This window comes from Streptomyces cellostaticus, from assembly GCF_001513965.1.
Taxonomy (GTDB): domain Bacteria; phylum Actinomycetota; class Actinomycetes; order Streptomycetales; family Streptomycetaceae; genus Streptomyces; species Streptomyces cellostaticus.
The window spans coordinates 18,027-42,730 of record NZ_KQ948051.1 but is presented as its reverse complement, the minus strand read 5'-3'; the positions used below and the strand labels follow the sequence as shown (position 1 = coordinate 42,730).

17 protein-coding genes and 1 pseudogene are annotated in these 24,704 nt (G+C 70.2%); 12 read left to right on the top strand and 6 right to left on the bottom strand.

The annotated features are described in order from the left end of the window. Positions 1-17: 17 nt before the first annotated feature. Positions 18-1,049 (top strand): LacI family DNA-binding transcriptional regulator, encoded by a 1,032-nt coding sequence (locus AQI88_RS38135; protein WP_067009210.1) that lies wholly within the window; start codon positions 18-20, stop codon positions 1,047-1,049. 46 nt (positions 1,050-1,095) lie between these two features. Then, positions 1,096-1,344 carry a hypothetical protein gene (locus AQI88_RS38130; RefSeq protein ID WP_067009207.1) on the top strand — a complete coding sequence of 83 codons (249 nt, stop codon included), beginning with the start codon at positions 1,096-1,098 and terminating at the stop codon, positions 1,342-1,344. Between the two features lie 88 nt (positions 1,345-1,432). Here AQI88_RS38130 and AQI88_RS38125 read toward each other — a convergent pair whose 3' ends face one another. After that, entirely contained in the window at positions 1,433-3,325 is a 1,893-nt protein-coding gene (locus AQI88_RS38125; protein WP_067009204.1) for an amidohydrolase, read from the bottom strand. A gap of 100 nt (positions 3,326-3,425) precedes the next feature. Between AQI88_RS38125 and AQI88_RS38120 the strand changes: the two genes are divergently transcribed. The 9 genes from AQI88_RS38120 (at position 3,426) to AQI88_RS44140 (ending at position 13,345) form a co-directional block, all read left to right on the top strand. Beyond that, positions 3,426-4,478, top strand: coding sequence for a LacI family DNA-binding transcriptional regulator (locus tag AQI88_RS38120; RefSeq protein WP_079058067.1), 1,053 nt, complete (start codon positions 3,426-3,428; stop codon positions 4,476-4,478). Between the two features lie 60 nt (positions 4,479-4,538). After that, a complete protein-coding gene (locus AQI88_RS46280; RefSeq protein WP_159050493.1) occupies positions 4,539-4,802 on the top strand; it encodes a hypothetical protein in 264 nt (87 codons plus the stop codon). 424 nt (positions 4,803-5,226) lie between these two features. Beyond that, a complete protein-coding gene (locus AQI88_RS38115) occupies positions 5,227-6,273 on the top strand; it encodes a LacI family DNA-binding transcriptional regulator (RefSeq protein ID WP_067009201.1) in 1,047 nt (348 codons plus the stop codon). Between the two features lie 140 nt (positions 6,274-6,413). Beyond that, a complete protein-coding gene (locus AQI88_RS38110; RefSeq protein WP_067009198.1) occupies positions 6,414-7,661 on the top strand; it encodes a sugar ABC transporter substrate-binding protein in 1,248 nt (415 codons plus the stop codon). A gap of 10 nt (positions 7,662-7,671) precedes the next feature. Further along, the gene (locus AQI88_RS38105) at positions 7,672-8,655 is read left to right on the top strand and encodes a carbohydrate ABC transporter permease (protein WP_067009263.1); all 984 of its coding nucleotides are present in this window, start codon (positions 7,672-7,674) and stop codon (positions 8,653-8,655) included. Further along, positions 8,652-9,476: a carbohydrate ABC transporter permease gene (locus AQI88_RS38100; RefSeq protein WP_067009195.1), complete on the top strand. Its 825-nt coding sequence runs from the start codon at positions 8,652-8,654 to the stop codon at positions 9,474-9,476. Before AQI88_RS38105 ends, AQI88_RS38100 begins: the two co-directional genes overlap by 4 nt. A 79-nt stretch (positions 9,477-9,555) precedes the next feature. Next, complete coding sequence (locus AQI88_RS38095) at positions 9,556-11,292, top strand: amylo-alpha-1,6-glucosidase (RefSeq protein WP_067009192.1); 1,737 nt, start codon at positions 9,556-9,558, stop codon at positions 11,290-11,292. A gap of 65 nt (positions 11,293-11,357) precedes the next feature. Next, positions 11,358-13,211, top strand: a complete 1,854-nt coding sequence (locus tag AQI88_RS38090) for an RICIN domain-containing protein (RefSeq protein ID WP_067009189.1) — start codon at positions 11,358-11,360, stop codon at positions 13,209-13,211. After that, the gene (locus tag AQI88_RS44140) at positions 13,139-13,345 is read left to right on the top strand and encodes a hypothetical protein (protein WP_079058066.1); all 207 of its coding nucleotides are present in this window, start codon (positions 13,139-13,141) and stop codon (positions 13,343-13,345) included. The genes AQI88_RS38090 and AQI88_RS44140 overlap by 73 nt, the downstream gene beginning before the upstream one ends. A 69-nt stretch (positions 13,346-13,414) precedes the next feature. On the opposite strand, the gene AQI88_RS38085 is transcribed toward AQI88_RS44140, so the two are convergent. Continuing rightward, a complete protein-coding gene (locus tag AQI88_RS38085) occupies positions 13,415-14,398 on the bottom strand; it encodes an acetylxylan esterase (protein WP_067009186.1) in 984 nt (327 codons plus the stop codon). Positions 14,399-14,651: 253 nt separating this feature from the next. Between AQI88_RS38085 and AQI88_RS38080 the strand changes: the two are divergent. Beyond that, positions 14,652-16,768, top strand: a pseudogene (locus tag AQI88_RS38080) (beta-galactosidase). Between the two features lie 67 nt (positions 16,769-16,835). On the opposite strand, the gene AQI88_RS38075 reads toward AQI88_RS38080, so the two are convergent. From AQI88_RS38075 to AQI88_RS38060, 4 genes are all read right to left on the bottom strand, one after another. Next, positions 16,836-18,728, bottom strand: coding sequence for an alpha-L-fucosidase (locus AQI88_RS38075; protein WP_244184519.1), 1,893 nt, complete (start codon positions 18,726-18,728; stop codon positions 16,836-16,838). Between the two features lie 465 nt (positions 18,729-19,193). Continuing rightward, complete coding sequence (locus AQI88_RS38070; protein ID WP_067009180.1) at positions 19,194-20,948, bottom strand: cellulase family glycosylhydrolase; 1,755 nt, start codon at positions 20,946-20,948, stop codon at positions 19,194-19,196. Between the two features lie 58 nt (positions 20,949-21,006). Continuing rightward, positions 21,007-22,506: a glycoside hydrolase family 43 protein gene (locus AQI88_RS38065; RefSeq protein WP_067009177.1), complete on the bottom strand. Its 1,500-nt coding sequence runs from the start codon at positions 22,504-22,506 to the stop codon at positions 21,007-21,009. Positions 22,507-22,543: 37 nt separating this feature from the next. Further along, positions 22,544-24,691: an alpha-galactosidase gene (locus tag AQI88_RS38060; protein WP_067009174.1), complete on the bottom strand. Its 2,148-nt coding sequence runs from the start codon at positions 24,689-24,691 to the stop codon at positions 22,544-22,546. Positions 24,692-24,704 lie beyond the last annotated feature (13 nt).

Genomic DNA, 24,704 nt, shown 5'->3' with positions numbered 1-24,704 from the left:
CAGGAGACGGTTTCTCCATGGCAGCGAACCGCCGCCCCACCCTGGCCGACGTCGCCCGCGAGGTCGGCGTCAGCGCGAAGACGGTCTCCCGTGTCCTCAATGAGGACGGACCCGCCTCGGCGCAGACCAGGGAACAGGTACTCGCCGCAGTGGCCAAGCTCGGCTTCCAGCCGAACCTCATGGCCCGCAACATCCGCGTCGGCGGCCCCGACACCACCATCGGCCTGGTCATCCCCGACCTCGGAAACCCCTTCTTCGGAGCCGTGGCGCGCGCCATCGAGGACACCGTCCGCGAACGCGGACTGACTCTGCTCATGGGCTCTTCCGCGGACGACCCCGACCGGGAACGCGCCCTGACGGACAAGTTCCTGGCCCGGCGTGTCAGCATCCTGATGATCGTGCCGTCCGTCGGTGCCGACCACTCCCACCTCAAGAGCCACCGCGCAGCGGGACTGCCCGTGGTGTTCCTCGACCGTCCGGGAGTCGGCCTGTCCACGGACAGCATCGTCAGCTCCAACCGCGCGGGGGCCCATGACGGCGTCGCCCACCTGATCGCCCACGGCCACCGGCGCATCGGCTTCATCGGCGACCTGCCCGTGAAGCTGTACACCCGCCGCGAACGCCTGGCCGGATACCGTACGGCCCTGCAGGAGGCCGACCTGCCCTACGACCGTGCGCTGGTCACCAATGCCCACGATCAGCAGGGAGCCGTGACCGCGACCTCCCAACTGCTCGGCCTGGCCGATCCGGCCACAGCCCTGTTCGCCGGCAACAACATCGTCGCGCTGGGCATAGTCGCCGAACTCGCCCGCAGCAAGCGGAAGGACATCGCCGTCGTCGCCTTCGACGACGTCCCGCTCGCCGAGGCACTCGAACCCGCCCTGACCGTCGTCGCCCAGGATCCCGAGGAAATCGGCCGAACGGCAGCGGCCACCGCCCTGGCCCGCCTCGACGGCGACCGCTCCCGCGCCCGCACCATCACCGTTCCCACCCGACTGATCGTCCGCGGATCGGGCGAGCACCCTGCGCCTGCGCTGCAGGAGGGTTGATCCTCTCGGCGGACTCCTGACGTCCGCCCCTGGAGACGTCACCGACGTGATCTTCAAGGCCGTCCACCACGACGACATCACACCACCGCACCGCGGCCCGGCCTACTGGAGCGCCGTCTGCGCGTTCGGCGAAGGCGACACCCCCGCCCCCGGCTCGAGCGCCGAGCGTGTCCGGCGCGACATGCCGGCCATCCGCAACGACCTGCGCGCCGTCCACCCAGGAGATCGGCCGCTGCACTGCTCGCCTCCTTCGAGGCCATGGGCCGGTACGCAGCGGCTGTTCAGGTGTCGGTGACCGGAGCCTTTTGGACGCGGCACTCTCGCGCCCACCCGACCGCGCCCCGGCCCCGTCGGACAGGCCGGGGCGCGTCCGCCCGGCCGGGTCAGTGTCCTCGGCAGCAGGACTCACCCGGCGCCCGGCCGGTGCCCAGCACGCCCATGCGCTGCGCCGCCTCGGCCCGTGCCCGACCCGTCTGCGATCCCGCGTCGTGGACTACCCGTCCGGAGATCAGGGTGTACCGGACCTTGCTGCCCCGGATGTCCTTCACCGGGATCTTGGTGATGTCCCGGTCCAGGACGATCAGATCGGCCCGCCGTCCCGGCCGCAGGGTTCCCGAGGCGGCGTCGTGCAACTGGTACGCCGTGCCCGCGGTGTGCATGACCAGCGACTGCAACCGGGTCAGCCCTTCGCGGGCGTTGAGCGGCGGCTCCTGGGACTCGGGGTTGCTGCGGTCGATCGCCGTGGCGATCTGGGTGAAGGGGAGCAGCGGGTCCACCGGCCAGTCCGAGCCGCCGGCCAGCCATGCTCCCGCCCGGGCCAGGCTTTGAGCCGGGTACAGCCGTGCGTACCGCTCCGGCCCGATGTAGGGCCGCAGCGCGTCGCTCGTGAACGATGTCGGCATCGCCCACTGCAACTGCATGCTCGCCACCACTCCGGCCCGGGCGAAGCGTCCGTAGTCGTCGGGGTGCACCAGTTCGAGGTGCGTGATGGTGTGCCGTCGGCCACGGCGACCGGGGCGGGCGACGGCCTCGTACGCGTTCAGGGCCGTGCGTACGGCGCGGTCGCCGATGGCGTGTGCGTGCATCTGCCACCCGTCCGCGTCCAGGGCGCGGACGACAGCCCGGTAGTCCCGGTCGCTGACGTACAGGTCGCCACGGTGGTCGGTCGGCCTGCCCTGGGCGTCCAGGTACGGGGTCAGCAGGGCGGCGGTCTGGGCCGGGAACTCCATCACGCCGTCGAGGAACACCTTGGCGGTCGTCAGCCGCAGCGTGGCCGGTCCGGCGAAACGTCTGCGCACGTCGCGCAGGTACTCGGCCGCCGCCCGGGGCTTCTTGGCGAGGTCGGCGTCGATCAGCAGCGCGGGCGTGATGTGCTGTGGCAGCAGGCCCTTCTTGATGAGGTCGGCATAGGTCTTGACGCTGTCCTCGCTGCTGGCGGCGTCGAGGAAGGACGTGATGCCGTTGGCCAGGAGCGTGTCGGCCATCCTGGCGTGGGCGGCGTCGATCCGGTCGGCACTCGGCGGAGGGATCACCGCGGAGACGAGCCCTTGGGCGTTGTCCTTCAGCAGACCGGTCGGGTTCCCCGCGCCGTCGCGGACGATCTGCCCGCCCGCCGGGTCGGCGGTGCTGCGGTCGACTCCCGCGAGGGCGAGTGCCCGGCTGTTGACGAGGCTGTTGTGGAAGTCGGAACCCTGCAGGTAGATCGGGCGCCTGGTGTTCAGCGAGTCGAGCAGCGTCTTGTCGGCGACGGTGCCCGCGGGCTGCAGGCCCACCGGGTTCCAGTCGGTGACTTGGAGCCAGCCGTCCGGTTCCTGCGCCGCCGTGGCGTCCAGCATCTCCTGGACCCTGGCGCGGAACTGCGGAACTGTCATGGTCTGATTGCCCAGCGACGGGTTCAGCGACTGCATGGCCGCCCCGAGCGGGTGCATGTGCCCGTCCTGGAGGCCCGGCATGACCGTACCTCCGTGGGCGTCGATGACGACGGTACGGCGGCCGATGCGACGGCGTATCTCCGCGTCGGACCCGACGGCGAGGATCTTCCCGTCGCTGCCGACGGCCACCGCCTGGGCCGGTGCGCCTCCGTGAGCTCCGGTGAACACCCGCCCGTTCAGCACCACGGTGGTCACCCGCACCGGGGAGCGGCCGGTCGCGGCCCGGGCGGCCGTACCGGTACCGGCAACCGCGAGCGCACCTGCCCCGGCCGCGGCCAGGAACGTCCGCCTGTGCAGCGAGCCGTCCGCGGGCCCCTCGACGCTGGTGACAGGGATATCTGGCATCTGATCACTCCTCTCCCGGCGACCGGTCCCGGCCTCCGTTGCCGGGTAGGCTGATTGATTAAGTTCTTAACCACAAGCCGTTCCGCTGGTTGGGGTGTGCATGAACAGCTCGGGCTCCTGGCGGCGTCCCACGCTCGACGCCGTGGCCACACGGGCGGGGGTGTCCACGGCCACCGTGTCGAATGCGCTGGGCGGCACCGGACGGCTGTCCGAGGCGACCAGGCAGCGTGTGCTGGCCGCGGCACGCGAACTCGGTTACGCCCCGGCCAGCACAGCCCGTGCCCTGGCCCGCGGCGGCACCGGGGTGCTCGGCCTGACCATGACGACGTACGGCGACCTGCCCGTCCCGTACACCGAGATCCCGTATTACGCCCAACTGACGCTGGGAGCCATGGCGGCGGCCCACGAACGCGGCTATCTGCTCCTGGTGATGCCGAGTTCGATGTCACCGTGGATGTGGCTCAACACGCCGATGGACGGCGTCATTCACGTCGGACCGCGCGCGGAGGACCCGGTGCGTTCCATCCTGCGGGAGCGCGGCATACCGATGATCAGCGAAGGCCGGCCGCCCCAGCCGCACCGGTGCGACGCGTGGGTGGACGCCGACCACGAATCGGGCCTGAGCCTCCTGCTCGAACACCTCGCGCAGTCCGGCGCCCGGCGGATCGGACTCTCCCTGCCCCTTCACGACGACGCGTACCCGCACCTGATCGCACACGCCTACCGGTCCTGGTGCGACGAACACCGCATGCCCGCCCTCGTGGAGGAGTACGCCTCGCTGCCCGACTACTTCATGGCCGAACAGAACGCGGTCGGCCGGCTGCTCCGCCGCGATCCGCGGCCGGATGCCGTCATCGGCGTCTACTCCGACTCCGGTCACAACATCCTCGCCGCCGCCCGGCGCCACGGTCTGCGGGTGCCGCAGGATCTGCTGGTGGCGTGCGTCAGCGAGGATCCGGATTACGCGAGCACAGCCCCGCCCGTCACCACCGTCAGCCTCCGTCCGGACCAGGTGGGTACCGAAGCGGTCGATCTGCTGATCGCTCTGATCAACGCCCGCAGCGGTGTGGAGCGGCGTCGGCTCGTGCAACCGGTGCTGGTCCCTCGCCGGTCCACGCGCCGCGCGGTGCGACGCAGGACCGGCACACCGTGACCGTGCCAGGGCTACGGAGGCGCCCCTCCTCGGCGAGGGGTGTCCGGCCGAGGACAGCTGTTGCGGACGACACCGGCCAAAACAGCTTGGGAACTGCTGCTCATCGGTGGTGGTGCGGGCCTCGGCGACACGGCGTTCGACGCCCGCTGGTCGGGTGAGCGGGGTGTGCGGTGGCGGGATGCCGGAGGCGAGGTCGTCCTGGTCGAAGGTGTAGCGGGCGGCGGGCTGGGGCGCCTCGGCCGCCTGCGCGGGGACGGCCGGGGCGGCCGGCAGGCCCGCGCCGAGAGTCAGTGCCACGGCGGCCGGTGCGCGTCTCCGGGATGATCCGTCAGCGGGAGGCATGGATCGCGTCCTCACTCTTTGAGTGTCGGCATACGTCGGACCGACAGATCGTCTGCGCCGCAGAGGCAAGGAAAGTCGTCTGGCCGGGCAGGGACGGGGTCCGCGACCTCGGGGGAGGGTGCGGACCGGGCCCACGGTTGTCGAAAGGATCACTTCATCGAACCGGTTCGGCGAAGCTAGCACCGGGCAACCCGGCCAGCAATCCCCTCGACACGAGGATCTACCGGCTCCGGCCGGGTTTGCGAGAATGCGGCCCGGGGTGTTGACAGGCCTTCGGGCGGTTCCTACCTTCACTTCATGCGAACCGGTTCGACAATCCGGAGATCGCACTTCACCGTTCCCAGCCTCAGGCGCCCGGCGGTATGTTCCTCGCGGAGCAGCGAACCGGTTCGAGCAAGGAGTTCCCGTGAACATCGGTGAGATCGCCAAGCGGGCCGGTGTCTCGCGGAGCACCGTGTCGTATGCGCTGAGCGGCAAGCGCCCGGTGTCGGAGGAGACCCGCCGGAAGATCCAGCAGGTCGTCGACGAGCTGGGCTACCGGCCCAGCGCCAGTGCCCGCGCGCTGGCCAACGGCCGGACCAGCACGATCGGTCTGGTCTTCCCGCCGGCCGGGAACCACTACACGGGGATGCAGCTGGACTTCATCGGCAGCGTCGTGGAGGCCGCCGCGGCCTACGACTACGACGTGCTTCTGTCGCCGAGCGGTGTGGACAGCGACCGCTCCTTCCAGCGGCTGCTGGGCGAGCGGCGGGTCGACGGCGCGATCCTGATGGAGATCAGGCTGGAGGACGACCGGGTCGATCACCTGGCCGAGCTGGACTTCCCCTCCGTCGCCATCGGCCGTACCGCCCATCCGGAGCGCGGCTGGTGGGTAGGCCTGGACCACACCGCGCTGGCGGCGGCGTGCGTGCACCACCTGGCGGATCTCGGCCATCGCCGGGTCGCCTTCGTCAACCGTCCCGAGCAGTTGCTGCGGGCCGGGTACGAGTCCGCGCACCGTGGCCTGGACGGCTTCACCAAGGCCGCGGCCGAGCGCGGGCTGACGGTGCGGACGTACTGCTGCGGGGACGACGCCGCGTCGGGCCAGGCATGCGTGGAGCAGATCCTGCGCGACGACCCGGCCACCACGGCCCTGGTCACGCTGAACGAGGCCGCTCTGGGCGGCCTCTACCGGGGGCTCGCCCGGGCAGGCCGCCATGTGCCGCGCGACTTCTCCGTCACCGGGGTGGTGGCCGGCCGGTGGGCGGAGACGGTGACCCCGCAGCTCACAGCGGCGGACGTACCGGCGGAGGAGATGGGCCGGCGCGCCGTCGACCTGCTGGTGGAGCGGCTCGACCATTCCGACGCGCCGCCCCGGCACCATCTCCTCACGCCGCCGATCTCCCTGCGGGCCAGCACCGGGCCCGCGGGAGTCACACCCACCGCGGACGCAGGGTCCGGTACGACGCCCTGACCGCACCCACGTAGCACTCTTCAACCCTTCTCACACCACCGGGCGCTCGAACCGCTCAACGGTGCCGTTCGCCGTGCCCGTCTCTCCTCTTCACCCCATGCCTTCGGCACTGTCATGACCAAAACAAAGGAATCCCTGCAATGAACCACTCCTCCAGACAGCGTCGTCTGACCGCCGCAGCCCTCACCGCCCTGGCCGTGGCCGTCAGCGCCACCGCCTGTTCCTCCGGTTCGGGCAGCACGGACGCCAAGGGTGCCGGCAGCGGCACGTACACCATCTGGGACCCGTACCCGCAGTTCGACAAGGGCTCGGCCTGGGCGAAGCTGCTGGACCGGTGCGGCACCGAGGCCGGAGTGAAGATCAAGCGGACCGCCTTCGACACCAGCGACCTGGGCAACAAGACACTGCTGGCGGCGCAGCAGGGCAACTCGCCGGACGTCCTCATCGTGGACAACCCGGTGGTGTCGACCCTGGCCGAGGCGGGCGTGATCACCACGACCGACGACACCAAGCTGGACACCTCGAAAGCCGACCCCAACCTGCTCGCGGCCGGCCAGTCGGGCGGCAAGACGTACGGCACGCCCATCGGTGCCAACACCCTGGCCCTCTACTACAACAAGAAGGTGCTGAAGGAGGCCGGGGTGGACATCGCCTCGGTCAAGGACTGGACGTCGCTGACGGCGGCGCTGGCGAAGGTCAAGAAGGCGGGCAAGAAGGGCGTCACGTTCTCGGCGATCGGCACGGAGGAGGGCAGTTTCCAGTTCCTGCCGTGGTTCTGGGGCGCGGGCGCCAAGCTGACCGGGCTCGACTCCGCGCAGGCCGTGTCCGCCCTGTCGCTGTGGAAGGACTGGCTGAAGCAGGGCTACGCCCCCAACTCGGTGCTCAACAACACGCAGACCACCAGCTGGCAGGAGTTCGCCAGCGGCGACTACGCCTTCGCGGAGAACGGCACCTGGCAGCTCGCCAATGCGAGGAAGGCCGGGCTCGATTACGGGGTGCTGCCCATCCCCGCCGCCACGGGGGGCAACGCGGCGGCCCCGACCGGCGGTGAGTTCGTCACCATCCCGGTCCAGGACGACACCGCCCGCTACACCACCTCCCAGAAGCTCACCACCTGCCTGACCAGCAACGGCAACCTCTACGACACCGACACCACCCTGTCCTACGTGGCCCCCACCAGCGAGGTCCAGAACAAGCAGGTGGCGGCGAACGCCGGGCTGAAGCCATGGGTCGACGCGGTCAAGTCGGCCAAGGGGCGCACGAGCGACGACCTGGGCACCAAGTACCCCAAGATATCCGAGCAGATGTGGAAGGCCGTCCAGTCCGCCCTCAGCGGGTCCAAGTCGCCCAAGGACGCGCTCACTTCGGCGCAGGACGCGGTCAAGTGACGTGGGTTCGATGAAACAGACCACCCATCCGCCGGACCACCGGTCCGCGCGCGTCCGGAACGGGGCGGCCACCGCCGCCCCGTCCCCGGCCCGCACCAGGACACGCCGCCGTCCGACCTCCCAGCAGTGGGCCGCCTGGGGATTCCTCGCCCCAGTGACCGTCTATCTCGCCCTCTTCTACGCCTATCCGCTGTACCGCAACCTCGACCTCAGCCTGCGCCACTACACCGTCCGCTCCTTCGTGCAGGGCAACGCACCCTTCACGGGCCTGAGCAACTACCAGACCGTCTTCGACGACCCGACCTTCGCCCCGGCCCTGCTCCACACGGCCGTCTTCACTGCCGTGTGCCTGGCCTTCCAGTACGCCATCGGCCTGGCCCTCGCGGTCTTCTTCAACCAGCACTTCCGGCTGTCGGCCACCCTGCGCGCCCTGTTCCTGGTGCCCTGGCTGCTGCCGCTGATCGTGTCGGCCTCCACCTGGTCGTGGATGCTCAACAGCGACTCCGGCATCGTCAACGCCCTGGCGAGCGCCGTCGGCATCGAGCCGGTGAACTGGCTGACCTCACCGTCCTGGTCGCTGACCTCGGTGATCATCGCGAACATCTGGATCGGCGTCCCGTTCAACCTGGTCGTCCTCTACAGCGGCCTGCAGTCCATCCCCGCGAGCCTTTACGAGGCCGCCGCCCTCGACGGGGCGAACGCCTGGCAGCGTTTCTGGCGCGTCACCTTCCCGCTGCTGCGCCCGGTGTCCGCGATCACCCTGCTGCTCGGGCTGGTCTACACGCTCAAGGTCTTCGACATCATCTGGATCATGACCAAGGGCGGCCCCGCGGACTCGTCCACCACCTTCGCCACCTGGTCCTACCAGCTCGGCTTCGGCAACCTCCTGCCCGCCTTCGGCCCGGGCGCGGCCGTCGGCAACCTGCTCGTGGTCGCCGCCCTGGTCTTCGGCCTGGTCTACGTCCGGGTCCAGCGAAAGCAGGCGCTGTCATGAACCGAAGCACCAGCCGTACGTGGTGGAAGACGACCGTCGGTGTCCTGCTGACCGCGATCATGCTCTTCCCGGTCTACTGGATGCTCAACGTGTCCTTGACCCGCGACCAGGACATGCGCAAGAGCCCACCGGACCTGCTCCCTGTGCACGGCACCCTGGCCGGCTACCGCACCGTCCTCGACGAGCAGTTGCCCTACCTCGGCACCAGCCTCGTCATCGGCCTGGGCACCGTCGTCCTGACCGTCGCCCTGTCCGCCCCCGCCGGCTACGCCCTGGCCAAGCTGCGCCCGCGCGGCGGCGGCATCCTGAACTTCGTCCTGCTGGCCGCGCAGATGATCCCCGGCATCATCATGGCGATGGGCTTCTACGCCATCTACCTCCAGCTGGGTCTGCTCCAGTCCGTCCCCGGGCTGATCGTCGCCGACTCGACCCTGGCCGTCCCGTTCGCGGTCCTGATCTTCACGGCATTCATGTCCGGCATCCCCGGCGAGCTGATCCAGGCCGCGCAGATGGACGGAGCAAGGGCCCTGCGGACCTTCTGGTCCGTGGTGCTGCCGATGAGCCGCAACGCCGTCGTCACGGTCTCCCTGTTCGCCTTCCTGTGGTCCTGGTCCGACTTCGTCTTCGCCAGCACCCTCGCGGGCGGCGGCGCCCACGAGCCGATCACCCTCGGCATCTACCACTACATCGGCAACAACAACCAGCAGTGGAACGCCATCATGGCGACCGCCGTCGTGGCCTCGCTGCCGACCGCCGTGATCCTCGTCCTCGCCCAGCGCTACGTCGCCGCCGGCGTGACCGCCGGCGCCGTCAAGGACTGAGTCCCTCCCTCCCGTCACGACCGCTCCGGCTGCACACCAGTCGGCCGGTGCCCCCTGCCCGAGAAACGAGTGACGCATCATGACCGCCGCCCCGTCCGGCCCGGCCTTCTCCGTCCACGACATTCCGTTCAGCACGTACGGATCCTGGTTCGACATCTCGCCCGTGGTGGCGGAGAAGACGTACGCCGAGGACCTCCACCTCGTCTCGCACCAGAACGGCATGCACGCCGTACTGCGCCTGGTCCCCCTGGACCCGGCGACGGGTGAGCGGGCCGCGGCCCGCGTCGAGGCGACACCGGGCCTGCTCAGCTGGCTCGGCGAGGGCGGGCACGTCGACCTCGCCTACGAGTCGCCGGACACCGTGCGGCTGCGGGGGAGCGGCCTGGGCATCAGCGTCTTCGCCGCCGCGCAGGCCCTGACCCCGTTCAGCGGAACGTACTTCTTCCACGACCCGGCAACGAACGGGCACGTGTTCACGTCGTACGAGACCGGACGCCGGTACCGCGTCACCGTGCTGTCCGGCACCCTCGCCGACCCGGCCGGAGCCCAGGCCCTGGGCAGCGGCGACCGCGGTCTCGCCATCACCGCCGCGGCGGACGGGGCCTGGGAGATCGCGATCGAGGAACTCGACACCTCTCGTCCGCCCTACGCGTCCTCGACGCCCTTCGACGAGATCGTGGAGGCCGCGAAGAAAGGCTTCAGGGACTTCGTCGACGCCATGGCCCCCTGGCGCTCGTCCGCCACCCCGGCCGCCGAGCTCGCCGCCTACGTCGTCTGGTCGGCGACCGTACGACCGACCGGCCTGGTCACCCGGCCCGCCGTGCTGATGTCCAAGCACTGGATGGACAAGGTCTGGAGCTGGGACCACTGCTTCAACGCCCTCGCTCTGGCGCCCGGTTGTCCCGGACTGGCCCTGGACCAGTTCGCCCTGCCCTTCGACCACCAGGACGACAGCGGCGCCCTGCCCGACTCGGTCACCCACTCCGAGGTGCTCTACAACTTCGTCAAGCCGCCCATCCACGGCTGGGCCTTCGGCCACCTGCGCCGCCGCCTGCCGACACCTCCCGGCCACGCCGAACTGACCGAGGTGTACGACCGGTTGGAGCGCTGGACCGACTTCTGGCTCACCGCACGACGAGCCCCCGGCGCCGAACTGGCCCACTACCAGCACGGCAACGACAGCGGCTGGGACAACGCCACCACCTTCGACCCCGAGCGCGTGGTCGTCACCGCCGACCTGGCCGCCTTCCTCGTCCTCCAACTGCGCGAACTCGCCGAGCTGGCGGGGGAGTTGGGCAGGCAGGACGAGGCGCGCGGGTGGACGCGGGCGGCCGAGGAGACCCAGACGGCGCTGCTGGGGCAGCTCTGGAGCGGGGACAGATTCGTCGCCCAAGGCGTCGCCAGCGGGGACACCTGGAGCAGCTCAAGCCTTCTCGACCTGATGCCCATCGTGCTGGGCGAGCACCTGCCCGGCGAGGTCGCAAGCGCCCTGGCCGACCACATCAAGGCCCATCTGACCTCGTACGGCCTCGCCACCGAACTGACCACCTCACCGCACTACCTCGCCGACGGCTACTGGCGCGGCCCGATCTGGGCCCCGGCCACCGTCCTCGTCGAGGACGGCCTGCGTCGCGCCGGCCACCACCGGCTGGCGGACGACATCAGCGCCCGCTTCCGCGCCCTGTGCGAGACCCACGGCTTCGCCGAGAACTTCGACGCCCTCACCGGCACGGGTCTGCGCGACCGCGCCTACACCTGGACCGCCAGCAGCTACCTCCTGCTGGCCGCAGCACACGCACACCGAGACGGCCGCTGACCGGCTGCCTCCCCCAATAGCCCCCGGGCCGTCCGGGCCCGCCCCACTCATGCAGGAGCCGCACCATGAAATCGCCCCGGATACACCCCAGCCACACCACCCGCACCGGACGCCGAACGGTCCCCTCCGTCGCCGTCCTGCTGACCGCCCTGGCCGCGACCCTCGTGCCCGCGGCCCCGTCACAGGCCGCCGACACCGGCGTCACCGTCGACTTCGCCACCGCCGGAGGCGCGCCCACCTACCGCGCCTCCGGCATGATCTACGGGATGACGCCGAACGGGTCGCTGCCGCAGGACCACTTCTTCAAGGACATCAAGTGGCACTTCATGCGGGCCGGTGGCGCCCAGCTCAACAGCGGCGGCTACGGCACCAGCCTCGCCGACTACCAGACCCGCTGGAACGCCACGCTCGCCCAGTACAAGCGCACCGCGGCACTCGGCGGCACCTTCGTGCTGCTGCCGCACGACCTGTGGGGCGCGGACAGCACCACCAGCCAGGGCTGGCCCGGCGACAACGGTGACTGGACGAAGTTCGACAACTTCGTCACGCAGCTCATCAACGACGTCAAAGCCAACAACATGACCGTCCAGTGGGACCTGTGGAACGAGCCCGACGGCAGGGGCTTCTGGGCTCCCTCGCAGAGCCAGTACCTGCAGATGTGGTCGCGCTTCCACGCCCGCGTCCGGGCGGCCTTCCCGGGCCAGCTCATCGTCGGCCCCAGCATGGCGGGCCAGCCGACCTCCTCCAACACCTGGTGGACCACCTACCTCACCTACGTCAAGGCCCACAACGTCGCCCCCGACATCTACAGCTGGCACGACGAACCCGCCGATCCCGTCCCGGGCGTCGCCGGCGCCAACTCCACCCTCGCCGCGGCAGGCCTGACCAACACCCGCCCGTACCAGATCAACGAGTACGCGGCGCTCTCCCAGCAGAACCCCGGCGGCGGCGCCTGGTTCATCGGCCGTCTGGAGCGCGCCGGTGCCGACGGCCTGCGCGGCAACTGGGCCTCCGGCACGAACCTGCACGACTACGAGGCCAACCTGCTCACCAAGAACAGCTCCGGCCAGTACCTGCCGCTGGGCGAGTGGTTCATGTACCGCTACTACGGCTCACAGACCGGCAACATCGTCAACCTCACTCCGGGCACCAACACCGACGGCCTCGCCACCAAGGACAACACCGCCAAGAACGCCAAGGTCCTGCTCGGCAGCAACGGCAACACCGGCAACGTCACGGTCAACCTCACCGGCCTGAACACGACCTCGGTGGTGGAGAGCGGCAAGGTCCGCGCCGTCGTCCAGCGCGTCCCGTACAACGGCGGCGCCGCGGTGGCCGGACCCGAGACGATCTCCGACACCACCCTGACCGTCGGCAACAACGCGGCCTCGGTGAGCATCCCCTGGAGCAACGCCAAGGACGGCTACACCGTCACCCTGCTCCCGCCGTCCAGCACCACCGTCTCGACCGTCGCCGTCAGCGAGAACAGCGGCCAGTGCCTGGACGACACCAACCTGAGCACCGCCAACGGCACCCAGTACCAGCAGTACCACTGCGAGGGCGGCTACCAGCAGATGCTCGACCTCAAGCCGGTGGCGGGGAAGACCAACACCTACACCGTCGTCGACGAGCTCAGCGGCAAGTGCCTCGACGTCTCCGCGGCGTCGACCGCCGACGGCGCCGCCGTCATCCAGTACACCTGCAACGGCGCGGCCAACCAGCAGTTCACCCTCAACCCTGTCACCGCGCTCGGCAACAGCCAGGACTACCAGTTGGTCGCCGTCCACAGCGGCAAGTGCGTCGACGTCAGCAACATCTCCACCGCTCCGGGAGCGCTGATCCACCAGTGGACCTGCGACCCGGCAAGCGCCCTCAGCACCAAGAAGAACCAGATCTGGCGACTCCCCGGCAAGTTCTGACTGTCCCGTCCGCCTTCCTCAACGCACTCAAGGACGGCACACGGGTGAAACTCACCTTCCACTTCTGGAGCGGCACCACCGCGACGTACTACGTGACCAAGTCCGGAACCTCGGTCACCGGTACGACGGCCTGACCGTCCCGCCGTGACGCATTCCGTCCGGCGAAGGGGGGCCGGCGCTTGGGTCGGGCCGGCCCCCCAGGCCTACTGCTGCGGGGTCAGCCCGCGTTCGCGCAGCCACTTCAGCTGCTCTGCGGTGTTGAAGCCGAAGCCGCCGCCGTGGTCGGCGAAGGGCCAGGCCGTCATGGTCCGGTCCGTCCCCGCGTAGTGGTTGAAGGCGGCGTAGACGGTGGGAGGCGGACAGGTCGGGTCCATGAGGCCGACGCTGAACAGCGCCGGGGCCGTCGCACGGCGGGCGAAGTGGACGCCGTCGAAGTAGTCGAGTGTGGCGAAGGTCGCTTCGACGCGGTGCGGACTGTGCCAGCGCAGGTATTTGGTGAGTTCCAGGTACGGGCCGTCCCCGCTGGTCCGCGCCGCGTGGCGGAAGTGGCACAGGAACGGGACGTCGGCGAGCACCGCCGCCACCCGTTCCGGGACGAGTCCGCCGACCGCGAGGGCCAGGCCGCCGCCCTGGCTGCCGCCCGCGACGACGACCCGCCCGGCATCCAGCCCGGGCAGTTCGGCGATCGCGTCCACGGCGCGCACACAGTCCGTCATGAGGCGGCGGTAGTAGTGGTTGCCGGGTGAGTCGATGCCGCGGGTCATGAAGCCTTCGACCCATTGTGTGCCGTCGCCCTGACCGTGGTCCGGGGTGTCGTGGCCCTGGCCCCGGCTGTCGACGACGAGTTGGGCGTAACCGGCCGCGGACCACAGCAGGTGGTCGGTGGGCAGCCCGCGGCCGCCGCAGTAACCCATGAAGGTGACGACGACCGGCAGCGGCCCTTCGGCGCCGCGCGGGCGCAGCAGCCAGGCGGCCACCGGTTCGCCGTTCCAGCCGGGGAAGCGGACGTCGTCCACGTCGACGGTGCTCAGCAGATACCGCTCGGTGACCCGTTCGGCCTTCACCGCTCCGCCTCGGGAGCGTGCTTCGGCCAGGGTCTGTTGCCAGAAGGCGTCGAAGTCCTCCGGCGGGGACATCTCCGGCCGGTACGCGAGGAGTTCGTCAGGACTTTGATCAGAGGGATACATGGTGGTCCTTGTGATGGGGAGGGGACCGGACTTCGGCGTAGTCGAAGCGCATCGACGCCGTCATGCGCTACAAACCTGTCACCTGGCGGCATCAACTGTCTAGTTCGTAAGACCTTGTCGTAGGTGAAACGCCATCGTTAGTCTCGACTTCACTGCTTCCGCTTCGTGGAAGTCGAAGCGCTTCGATTGTTCACGCCGACAACTGACCGATTGTCGTGCCAGGGGCCGCTCCACCAACCAACGGAGGTCGCTCATGCCCGCCCTGCCCGCCCGCGTCCTGTTCGGCGCCGCCTACTACCACGAGTACCAGCCCCATGAGCGGCTCAAGGCCGACCTGGATCTGATGGCCGAGGCGAAGTTCACCGTCATCCGGGTCGGTGAGTCGGTCTGGTCGACCTGGGAGCCGGAGAACGGGACGTTCGACCTCGACTGGCTGCGGCCGGTTCTCGACGGTGCCCACGAACGAGGAATCTCGGTCGTCCTCGGTACGCCGACCTACGCCGTGCCGCCGTGGCTGTCCCGGCAGTACCCGGAGATCGCCGCGGAGCGGGCCACCGGTCAGCGCATCGGCTGGGGTGCCCGCCAGGAGGCGGACTTCACCCACCCCGCCTTCCGGTTCCACGCCGAGCGCGTCACCCGCGAGATCCTCGCCCGGTACGCCGCCCACCCGGCGGTCATCGGCTTCCAGGTGGACAACGAGCCCGGCCTGCGGCTGCCGCACAACCACGGTGTCTTCCAGCGGTTCGTGGACCACCTGCGCGCCCGGTACGGGGACGTGGAGACCCTCAACCGCGAATGGGGCCTGGTCTACTGGTCGCACCGGCTGTCGACCTGGGCCGACCTGTGGACACCGGACGGCAACGCCCAGCCGCAGTACGACCTCGCCTGGCGGGCGTTCCAGGCGCGGCAGACGACCGAGTTCGTCGCCTGGCAAGCCGACATCGTGCGCGCCTACGCACGCGACGACCAGTTCGTCACCACCTGCATCTCCTACGGCCACCCCGCCTTCGAGGACGACGAGCTGACCGACAGCCTGGACGTCACCGCGGGCAACCCGTACTACGACATGCAGGACGGCCTGTCCCTGCCCGACCGGACACCCGACGACCACGAGCAGCAGTGGAAGACCAGAGGCGTCTGGGCGCTGTTCCAGAGCGGGGACCGGATGTTCTCCTCCCGCCAGGCTCCCTTCCTGGTCACCGAGACCAACGCCCAGGCCATCGACGCCCCTTGGGTCAACAAGCCCGCCTACGACGGCCAGTGGCGGCAGGCGGCCTGGGCGCTGGTCGCACGCGGTGCGCGGATGGTCGAGTACTGGCACTGGCACACGTTGCACTTCGGCGCGGAGACCCACTGGGGCGGAATCCTGCCGCACAGCGGCCGTCCGGGGCGTGTGTATGGCGAACTCGCCCGGCTCGGCGCGGAGTTCGACGCCGCCGGGGCGCTGGTCGCCGGCATCGAGCCGGACGCCGACATCGCCATGGTCTACTCGATGCCGACCAATGGCTGATGCAGAAGTATCCGCCGCTCGCGACCGCCGACGGCGGCCCGGACCCCGCCGCGTACCAGCGCATCTTCGACCCCTTCTACCGCGGCGCGTTCGACGCCGGCCGCCAGGTGCGCATCTTCCACGCCCGTCAGTTGCACGACCCCCGCGGCGAGCGCGAGGGCATGGCACCCGACCAGGCCGCACGCAGCCACCCCGTGCTGGTCGTCCCCGGGCTGTACATCGCCGACGACGCGACCCTCGACTGGCTCGGGCAGTACGCGCACGCCGGTGGCCACCTGGTTCTCGGACCCCGTACCGGCTACGCCGACCACGAGGCCCGGGCGCGGCACGAGCAGGCTCCCGCACGCCTCGTGGCGGCGGCCGGCGTCTGGTACGACGAGGTCGGCAACCTGCCCGCCGAACTGCCGCTCCGCGCCGCGCCCGGAAGCCCGCTCGCACTGCCCGAGGGCGGGACCGCGACACATTGGGTGGACGGACTGACGGTGGTCGACGCCGAGGTACTCGCCGAGTACGAGCACCCGCACTTCGGCCGCTGGCCGGCGATCACCACCCGCCGCCACGGGGCGGGCCGTGTCACCTGCGTCGGCACCGTACCCGGACGCGGCACGGCCCGCGCACTTGCCGAGTGGCTGGCGCCCACACCCAGCAGCGGATGGGGCACCCTGACCGCGTCCGTGACCGTGACGACCGGCACCTGCCCCGACGGGCGACGCGCGCACGTGGTGCACAACTGGAGCTGGCAGGAGGCCGCCGTCCGCGCACCCGGCGATCTGACCGACGTCCTCGACGGCCGTGTGATTCCCGTCGGCACATCGGTGAGCCTCGGCGCCTGGGACGTCCGGGTCTTCGTCACTTCCTGAGGGTTTTCCCGGGAACCGGGGGCTTCGGCCGGCGTGGCCGAAGCCCCCGGTGCCGAGTGTCCGGCGCTTACGATCCCAGCTCGGTGGAGAAGGGCCGGTCGTAGACCTCAAGGTTGCGTATGGACGCCCATGCCCCGGAAGGCAACCCGGTGACCGTGACACGCACGTACCGTGCCCGAGTGCGGAACAGAGCGACCTGGACCTGACGGGTGCTGGTGGTGGCCGTGCTGTCGACCAGCGTGCTCCACGTGCGGTTGTCGAGGGAACCCTCGATCGTGTACCGGTAGTTGGTCCCGTCCAGTTCCCAGGCGATGCGGGTGCCCGTCAGCGAGCGGGGCGAGCCGAGATCGACCTTGAGCCAGTGGCCGGTGCCGCCGTCGTTCGCGCACCACCGGGTCGCGGTGGAACCGTCGACCGCCCTCGCGGCGGTGTTGCCCTTCGAGGACTCCTCGCTGTCGGCCGTCGTCGTCCGGCCGACAGCGATGTCGGTCGGCTGCACGGACCGGTCCAGCGTGACGCCGACGACGCTGTCCTCGGGCTGGGTGGTGCGGTCGATGCCGGTGATCGTCACCCGGCCGTCGCCGCCGGCCGAGTACGCCAGGGCGGCACCGGTGCGCACATTGAAGGCCCGCACGATCCTGGCGTCACCGAGCGACGGGGTGGTGAACGAGGTTCCGCTGTAGCCGGGCAGCAGGTGCACGTAGAGGGTGTCGTCCTTGTACGTGAAGCCGTACTTGCCGTCGACCGGGTTCCACGGGCCGCCGCGGGTCCCGTAGACCGACCGGCCGCAGGACGCCATGAAGGTGCCGATCCGCCGCAGCAGCCCGGCCTGGGCGTCGGACACCGTACCGTGCCGGTCCGGGCCGACATTGACCATCGCGGTCATGTTCCGCACCCAGCAGTTGACGAGAATGTCCATGGCGGTGCCGTAACTCATCACGGCGCCGTCGGAGTTGTAGCCCCAGGTGCTGCCGACGCTGAACACCTTCTCGACGAGGCCGGTGCGGATCGCCCCGCTCGGGACGGAAGGGCCCTCGTCGCTGGCGTAGTCGCCCGTCCAGCCCGAGCGTGAGGTGGCGACGATCCCGGGTTGGTGCTTTCGCACCATGCCCATCAGCCCCAGCGGTCTGCCGTCGCCGTCCGTCTCGCCGTAGACGTCGTCCACCGGCCACTCGTTGGCGGGGTCGCGGTACCGGCCGGGCTCCCAGAAGAACGCGCCGTCCGCGTCGCTGCCCTGCTCCGCCACCCAGCCGCCGTCCCACCACAGGTCGTCGATCGGGCCGTACCGGGTGACCAGCTCCTTGACCGACTGGTACACCTCGGTCTTCATGACCCGCGCGTTCTCCTTGTGCGCGGGATCGGTGGTGTAGTTCCAGGGGTTGGGCGCGCAGTGGGTGCCGCGGACGTCGTAGTAGCCGGGATAGCGCCAGTCGATCGGCGAGTAGTACAGGCCCACCTTCAGACCCGCCGCCCGCACCGCTGCGACGTAGTCCCTGACGAAGTCACGGTCCAGCGGCGCCTGCCCTGAGTTCCAGCTGTTGGGATGGTTCAGCGGCCACAGTGCGAAACCGTCGTGGTGGCGCGTCGTCAGCGTCACGTACCTTGCACCGAAGTCCTTGGCCAGCCGCGCCCACGCCTCCGGGTCGTAGGCGTCCGCGGTGAACTGCTCGTCGGTGGCGTCGGTGACGTATTTCCGGTAGGCCGCCGGCGTGACCGGGGCGCTGTGCATCCACCACTCGCCCTTGGCCGGGCCCGCGTACACGCCCCAGTGGATGAACATGCCCAGCTTGGCGTCCTGGAGCCACTGGATCGTGGAATCCGGCTGCTGCTCGATCCCCATGTCGGTCCTCGGGATCCGCAGGGCAGGCAGCGGCAGCGGCGGCGGCGCGTCGGGCGCGGCGTACGCGGGTGCCGCCACCGCGACGGAACCGACTGCGGTGGCCACCGTCATGGCCGCCATGGCGGCGAGTACCGATCTGCGTGACGTGGATTCCGGCAACGTGGATCCTCCTGTTCGATCGATCTTCCGAGACATTGGATGAATTAACGAACGCCGGTGGCATCTCTGTCGAGTCTTGGGACACATATTGTGGTGAAACGGCCGTAGTTGGCCGACAGGTTACCCTGATGGTGTGCAGCGACATGGGATGTATGGACTGGAGTGGAACGGAGCTGCCCACATCGAAAAGATCCACTCCATGACACGGACGAGATGATCGACGACACGGTCGGACGGCGCCCCCAGTGCGTTCTGTCGGTGGCGCAGCTCTCCGAGGAGGAGCGGGACCAGCTGAAGGCCAGGAGTATCCCGTTCCCGATCGCCCCACCGCAGTCTTCACCGCGAGGCGTGAGGCCGCGCCGTTACGCGGGAAGTGCCCTGGTCACCCAGCACGGGGGCGAGCAACCAGGGCGGAGGGCCGGTCGGTCAGGACGCCGTGCCGGTCACCGAGCTTCCGGACTTCGTCACGTGGTACGTGACGGTGGTGCCGCTCCAGAAGTGGAACTTCAGCGTCACCGGCGCGTTGTCGTGCAGCGCCTTCAGGAAGTCGGACGTCAGGGTGATCCTGCCGCCCGCGTAGTCGGGCGAGAAGGACTGGTTGAACTGCTGGTACGGGGTCCAGTCGGCCGGACCGGCGTTGCTGCCGTCGGCGTACGTGGCCTCCATGGTCGCCAGCACGTCACCGCGGTACTGCGTGGGAAGGGCGAACGAGCTGCTCGTGCCCGTGGTGCTCGACAGCACCGGGGTGTCGTAGGTGATGACGTCGATCTTCCAGGGCAGCCCGCGGGAGAACCGGGCCTGGAGCGTCGCGTTCACGCCGTACGCACGATTGCCGGTCAGCCGGGTCAGCGCGGTGGCCGTGAGGGTGAGCCGGTCGCCGGACACGGTGTAGTCCCGTCCCGCGACCAGCTTCTTGCTGCCCTGCCACAGGCCCCGGAAGGTGGTGCCGTTCGGGTTCAGGGTGAGTGACTGGGCCGTGATCGGGGTCGACTTCGCCACGAAGACCTGGTCGGAGGAGGCGGTACCCGAGCGCGTGGTCCAGCTCGACTTGATCCAGGCGAACAGGGCGGGGTCACGCCACTTGAGGGTGGAGCGGTTCAGGTAGGAGAAGGGGTCCCACAGGGCGGTGGTGACCCCGGCGACCCGCGCCTGGTGTCCGAGCTGCTCCAGGTACTTCAGTCCCTCACCCCGCTCGATGGGGTCGGGATGGTTGTAGTCGGGCCAGCTCAGCGTGCCGTACTCGCCGAGGTAGACGGGGATGCCCTTGGCGACGAACGTGTCGTGCATCCGGGCGAAGGCGTCGGTCAGGTCCTTCTGGGCGGAGGCGTCGTACCGGGTGCCGCCCGCGACGTTCACGCTGAACGGGTACCAGCTGTAGTAGTGCACGGTGGCGACGAGGTTGCGGTCGTGCAGTGCGCTGATCGTGGTGGACAGGTCGTCCATGAGGTTCTGGGCGGGTGTGCAGCCCTGCGTGGGCAGGACGAGCAGGCGGTTGGTGTTCCCGCCGCCCGTGGCGCGGACGACCTTGTGGAAGGAGGTGTTCAGCTCGTTCAGGAACTGGGTCTTCTGCGCGGGCGTGGCGTTGTTGAACTGCGGCTCGTTGACGCTCTCGAAGAGCAGGGTGCGCGGCTCGTTCCGGAACGTGGCGGCGATCTGGGACCAGGAGGCGTCGAAGCGGGCGAGCACCTTGTCGTGGTTGGTCGTCATGTCAGCGATCCACTGCCACGAGTCGTGGTGGACGTTGATCACGACGTACAGGCCGTCGGCCAGCGCCCAGTCGACCACCTGCTTGACGCGGTTCATGTACGTGGCGTCGATGGTGTAGGGCGCGGTGGTGGACTGGTGGTCGGTCCAGGTCACCGGGATGCGGACGCTGCGGAAGCCCTGCGCGCGGAGGGTGTCGAACAGGGACTTGGTGACCGCGGGGTTGCCCCAGGAGGTCTCGTCCGGGATGGCGTCCAGCGTGTTGCCCAGGTTCCAGCCGGGCTGCATGGCCGCCACGGCGTCCTTGGCGGAGGCCGGAACCCTGACCTGGGTCCGCGCCGGGTGCGCCGGGCCGTCGGTCGCCGCCATCGTGGTGCCGCTGGTCAGGCCCACGATGACGAGCAGCGTCAGCAGCAGGGCGGCCAGGCGCCCGGGGCCGCGGCTGCGGTGGTGTGCGGGGTGCCGTATGTCCTTCACCTGTTGTTCCTTTCGCTCGGTTGTCGGGTTGTCGCGTTGTGGGTGGTCGGATCGGTGGTCATGGTCTGAGGGGCTCGTATGCGAACCAGTCGAAGTGGACGGTGCCGGCCGCGGCGTACATGCCGATGACGCGGCCCGTGAAGCCGCCGGCGACCTCGGTCGACAGGTAACGGCCGTCGAGGGTCGCGAGCACGGTGAAGGTGCCGTCGGGCTGCTCGAAGCCGAGGGAGACGACGTCGGGGCCGGTGCGGGCGTCGTGTGGCGGCGGAGGGTCGGTGATCGTGAGGCCGAGGACCACCGGCCCGTCGGGTACGGGCTGTGCGGCCACGACCGTGCGCAGGGAGCCGACGCGCGCGATCACCCGCACTTCGCTGCCGGACGCCTCGATCGCGTAGTGGTGCCGCTCGTCCAGCCGCACGGCCAGGCCGCCGGTTCCGTCCGAGGGATCGACCAGGGTCCGCGCGCGGCACGACAGGTGCTGCTGGCGCCGGCCGGTGAAGACGACGTCGGGTTCGTCGAGGTCGACGCCCCGCGCGCGGAGCGTCAGCCATCCGGGGCGCTCCTTGGTGGTGCAGTGCTCGGCCGGGCGGTCCCGCACGGAGATCCACGACGGGCGCAGTTCGCTCAGGTCGAAGTCGTCCCGCGGCTCCTCGACGGGTCCGGGGACCACAGGCCACGGGAGTTCCGGCAGGTCCAGGGCGACCTCGCCGACCACCGGCCAGCCGTCCACCCAGGTCACGGGTGCCAGGAAGGTCTCCCGGCCGAGCACGTGCCAGCCAGGCGTGCCGCCGCCCGGCCGTACCCCGAGCAGCACCATCCACCACGAGCCGTCGGGCGCCTGGACCAGGTCGGCGTGCCCGGTGTTCTGCACGGGGTGGTCGGTGCTGCGGTGGGTGAGGATCGGGTTGGCCGGGCAGGGCTCGAACGGGCCGCTCGGTGTGAGACCGCGGGCGATCGCCACGCCGTGGCCGCGCTCGGTGCCCCCCACGGCGATGAGCAGGTACCAGTAGTCGCCTATCCGGTACAGGTGTGGCGCCTCCGGAGCCTTGTCACCGGGCGCGCCGGACCACAACTTCCGCGGTGGCCCGTACGTCTCGCCGGTGTGCGGGTCGATGCGTACCTGCCCGACCCCGGCAAAGGTGCACCAGCAGGTGCCGTCCTCGTCCCAGGCCAGGTCGGGATCGATGCCGGGCACGCCCGGCGCCCAGATGGGATCCGACCACGGTCCGGCCGGGTCCGTGGCGGTGACGAGCAGGTTGCCGCCGCCCCCGCTCACGTTGGTGACGATCAGCCAGAAGCGTCCGTCGTGGTGGCGCAGGGTAGGGGCGTAGATCCCGGCGGAGGACGGCACGTCGGCCGCCAGACGCAGCTGGCTCGGCCGGTCCAGGACGTTGCCGATCTGCGTCCAGTGCACCAGGTCACGGCTGTGGAAGAGGGGTACGCCGGGGAAGTACTCGAAGCTGGAGCAGGCGAGGTAGTAGTCGTCGCCGACCCGGCAGATGCTGGGGTCGGGGTGGAAACCGGGGATCACGGGGTTGGCGGGGCCGGTGTCTGACAAGCCACCAGGTCCTTTCGGTATACGGGTTGTGCGTGTCTCAGGCGGATGTTTCGTCCGGAGAGGTCGCGTTGAGGCGGCTGAGCCGGAGCAGCACGGCGGAGGGCGCGGTGGGCAGGGTCACGGCGAGTTGGCCGGTGTCCGGGTGCCAGCTGGTGGTGGCCTGGCTGGAGGACGGGTAGAGCAGGTCCACGCGGACGTGTGAGCCGCGCAGGTGCGACAGGCGGAGAGTCGCGGAGGTCTCCGTGCCGGGGCGGCGCCAGGCCGTGAGGTAGGTGGTGCCGCCGGTGCGCAGGGCCAGTGCGATCCAGGGGTCGTCCCAGGCGGGAAGGCCGAGGGGCCAGCAGGGCACGGCCTGTGCCAGGTCGGCGCGGACGGCCTTGTACACCGTCACCGCCTCGTGGACGAGGGCGCGCGCCTCGGGCCGCAGTTCGGGCAGCCGACCGGAGAGGTGGATACGGCCCAGGAGAGCGCCGGCCATCGTGAACGCGACTTCGTCGAGGGAGTCCTCCGCCTGCGGGTAGGCCCAGACGGCGCCCTGTTCGGGGGTGACGGCGGTGGGCGCCGAGGCCGCGATGGGCGCGTAGAGCCGGAGGTTCTGCTGGTCGCTGGTGGACTGCACCTGCAGCCGGGACAGCAGGGCGTGGTCCCACCGCATGCCGCCGGAGGAGCAGTTCTCCAGCACCAGGTGGGGGTGCCGGTCGAGGATGCCGTCGAGCCAGTCGAGCTGGGCGCGGTTGTGGCCGAGCAGTCCGGCACCGGGTGACTCGCCGGGACGGTTGCTGGTTCCGGAGCCGGGGTCGATGTTGTGGTCGAGCTTGAGGTAGCCGACGCCCCATGTGCCGGCCAGGCGGTCCACCACCTGGTCCACGTGGGCACGTGCGGCGGGGTGACGGAGGTCCAGGTGGTACCGGCCGCCCTCCACGACACGGACCCCGTCGCGGCGGAAGAACGCCTCGTCGGGCAGGATCCCGGCCACGGGGCTGTGCACGCCGACCACTTCCGGCTCCAGCCACAGCCCCGGGACCATGCCGCGTGCGCGGATCCGGTCCAGCACCTCGTGGATGCCCCTCTCACCGGGGAAGCGCGAGGCGGCCGGTTCCCAGGCGCCGACGGTGGTCCACCAGCCGCCGTCGCCGTCGTCGTACCAGCCGGCGTCGATGACGAAGTACTCGGCACCGGCCTCGGCCGCCGCGTCGACCAACGGCAGGAGCTTGTCGGTGGTGGGGTCTCCCATCAGGCAGTTCATGTAGTCGTTGAAGATGACGGGCAGCCGCCTGTGGTCGGGATGCGGGCGGCGCAGGGCGCGTCGGTAGCGGGTCAGCGCGGCGAACGCGGCGTCCGGGCCGCCGTCGGCGCTGAACGCCAGGGCGGCGGGTACGGTGCTGAAGGCCGCCCCGGGTGCCAGGGCGTGCCGCCAGCCGTGGTGCGTGTCGGTCGGCCCGGACAGTGCGGTGTACGCCGCGCCGTGGCGCTCGCCGCACTCCCAGCGCCAGCCGCCGTTGTGCTCGATCTGCCACACCCAGGTGCGGCCGAAGTGACGGTCCGTCAGTCCACCCATGGGCAGATGTCCGCAGCTGGACCAACTGCCCTGCCCGGTCAGGGCGAAGCCTCCTCTGCCATTGCCGAAGTGCACACGTCCGCTCAGGACGGGCGAGGTCAGGCGCATCGGACGGCGCTGCCACCGGCATTCCGCGAGCCAGTCGTTGTCCGCCCACAGCAGGTCGGCGGCGTCGATGGCCGCCGGACCTTCCGCGGTCAGGCAGCCCACGACGAGAGAGCTGACCGACTCCAGGGACAGTGTCTCCCGTCCTTCGTTGCGCAGGGTCACCTCGCCGCGCACGACGGGCACACCGTCGGGTGACCGGTACATCATATCTGCGGCCAACCCTGTCCCGGGATCGTGGAGTTGGACGGTCAGTGTGTGCCAGTCACCCTCGCGGGCCGTGTGGTGGGAGCGGTGGCGCAGACGCCCGCCGATCGTGGTGTCGACGAGGCGGTTGCCCGACCAGCCGCGGCCGTGCCCCGCTGCCGTCACCTCCACCAGGGGCAGAAGGGCATCGGGGCTCGCGTCACCGTCGGCGGGCGGCCCGAGGTACGTCAGGCGGGGGCAGCCGTCCCCGTCGAGGGTGATCTGGAGCCGAAGGGCGTCATGCCCCCAGCGGATCGTGTGCTGTTCCTCGGTCATGGTGGCCTCTCGG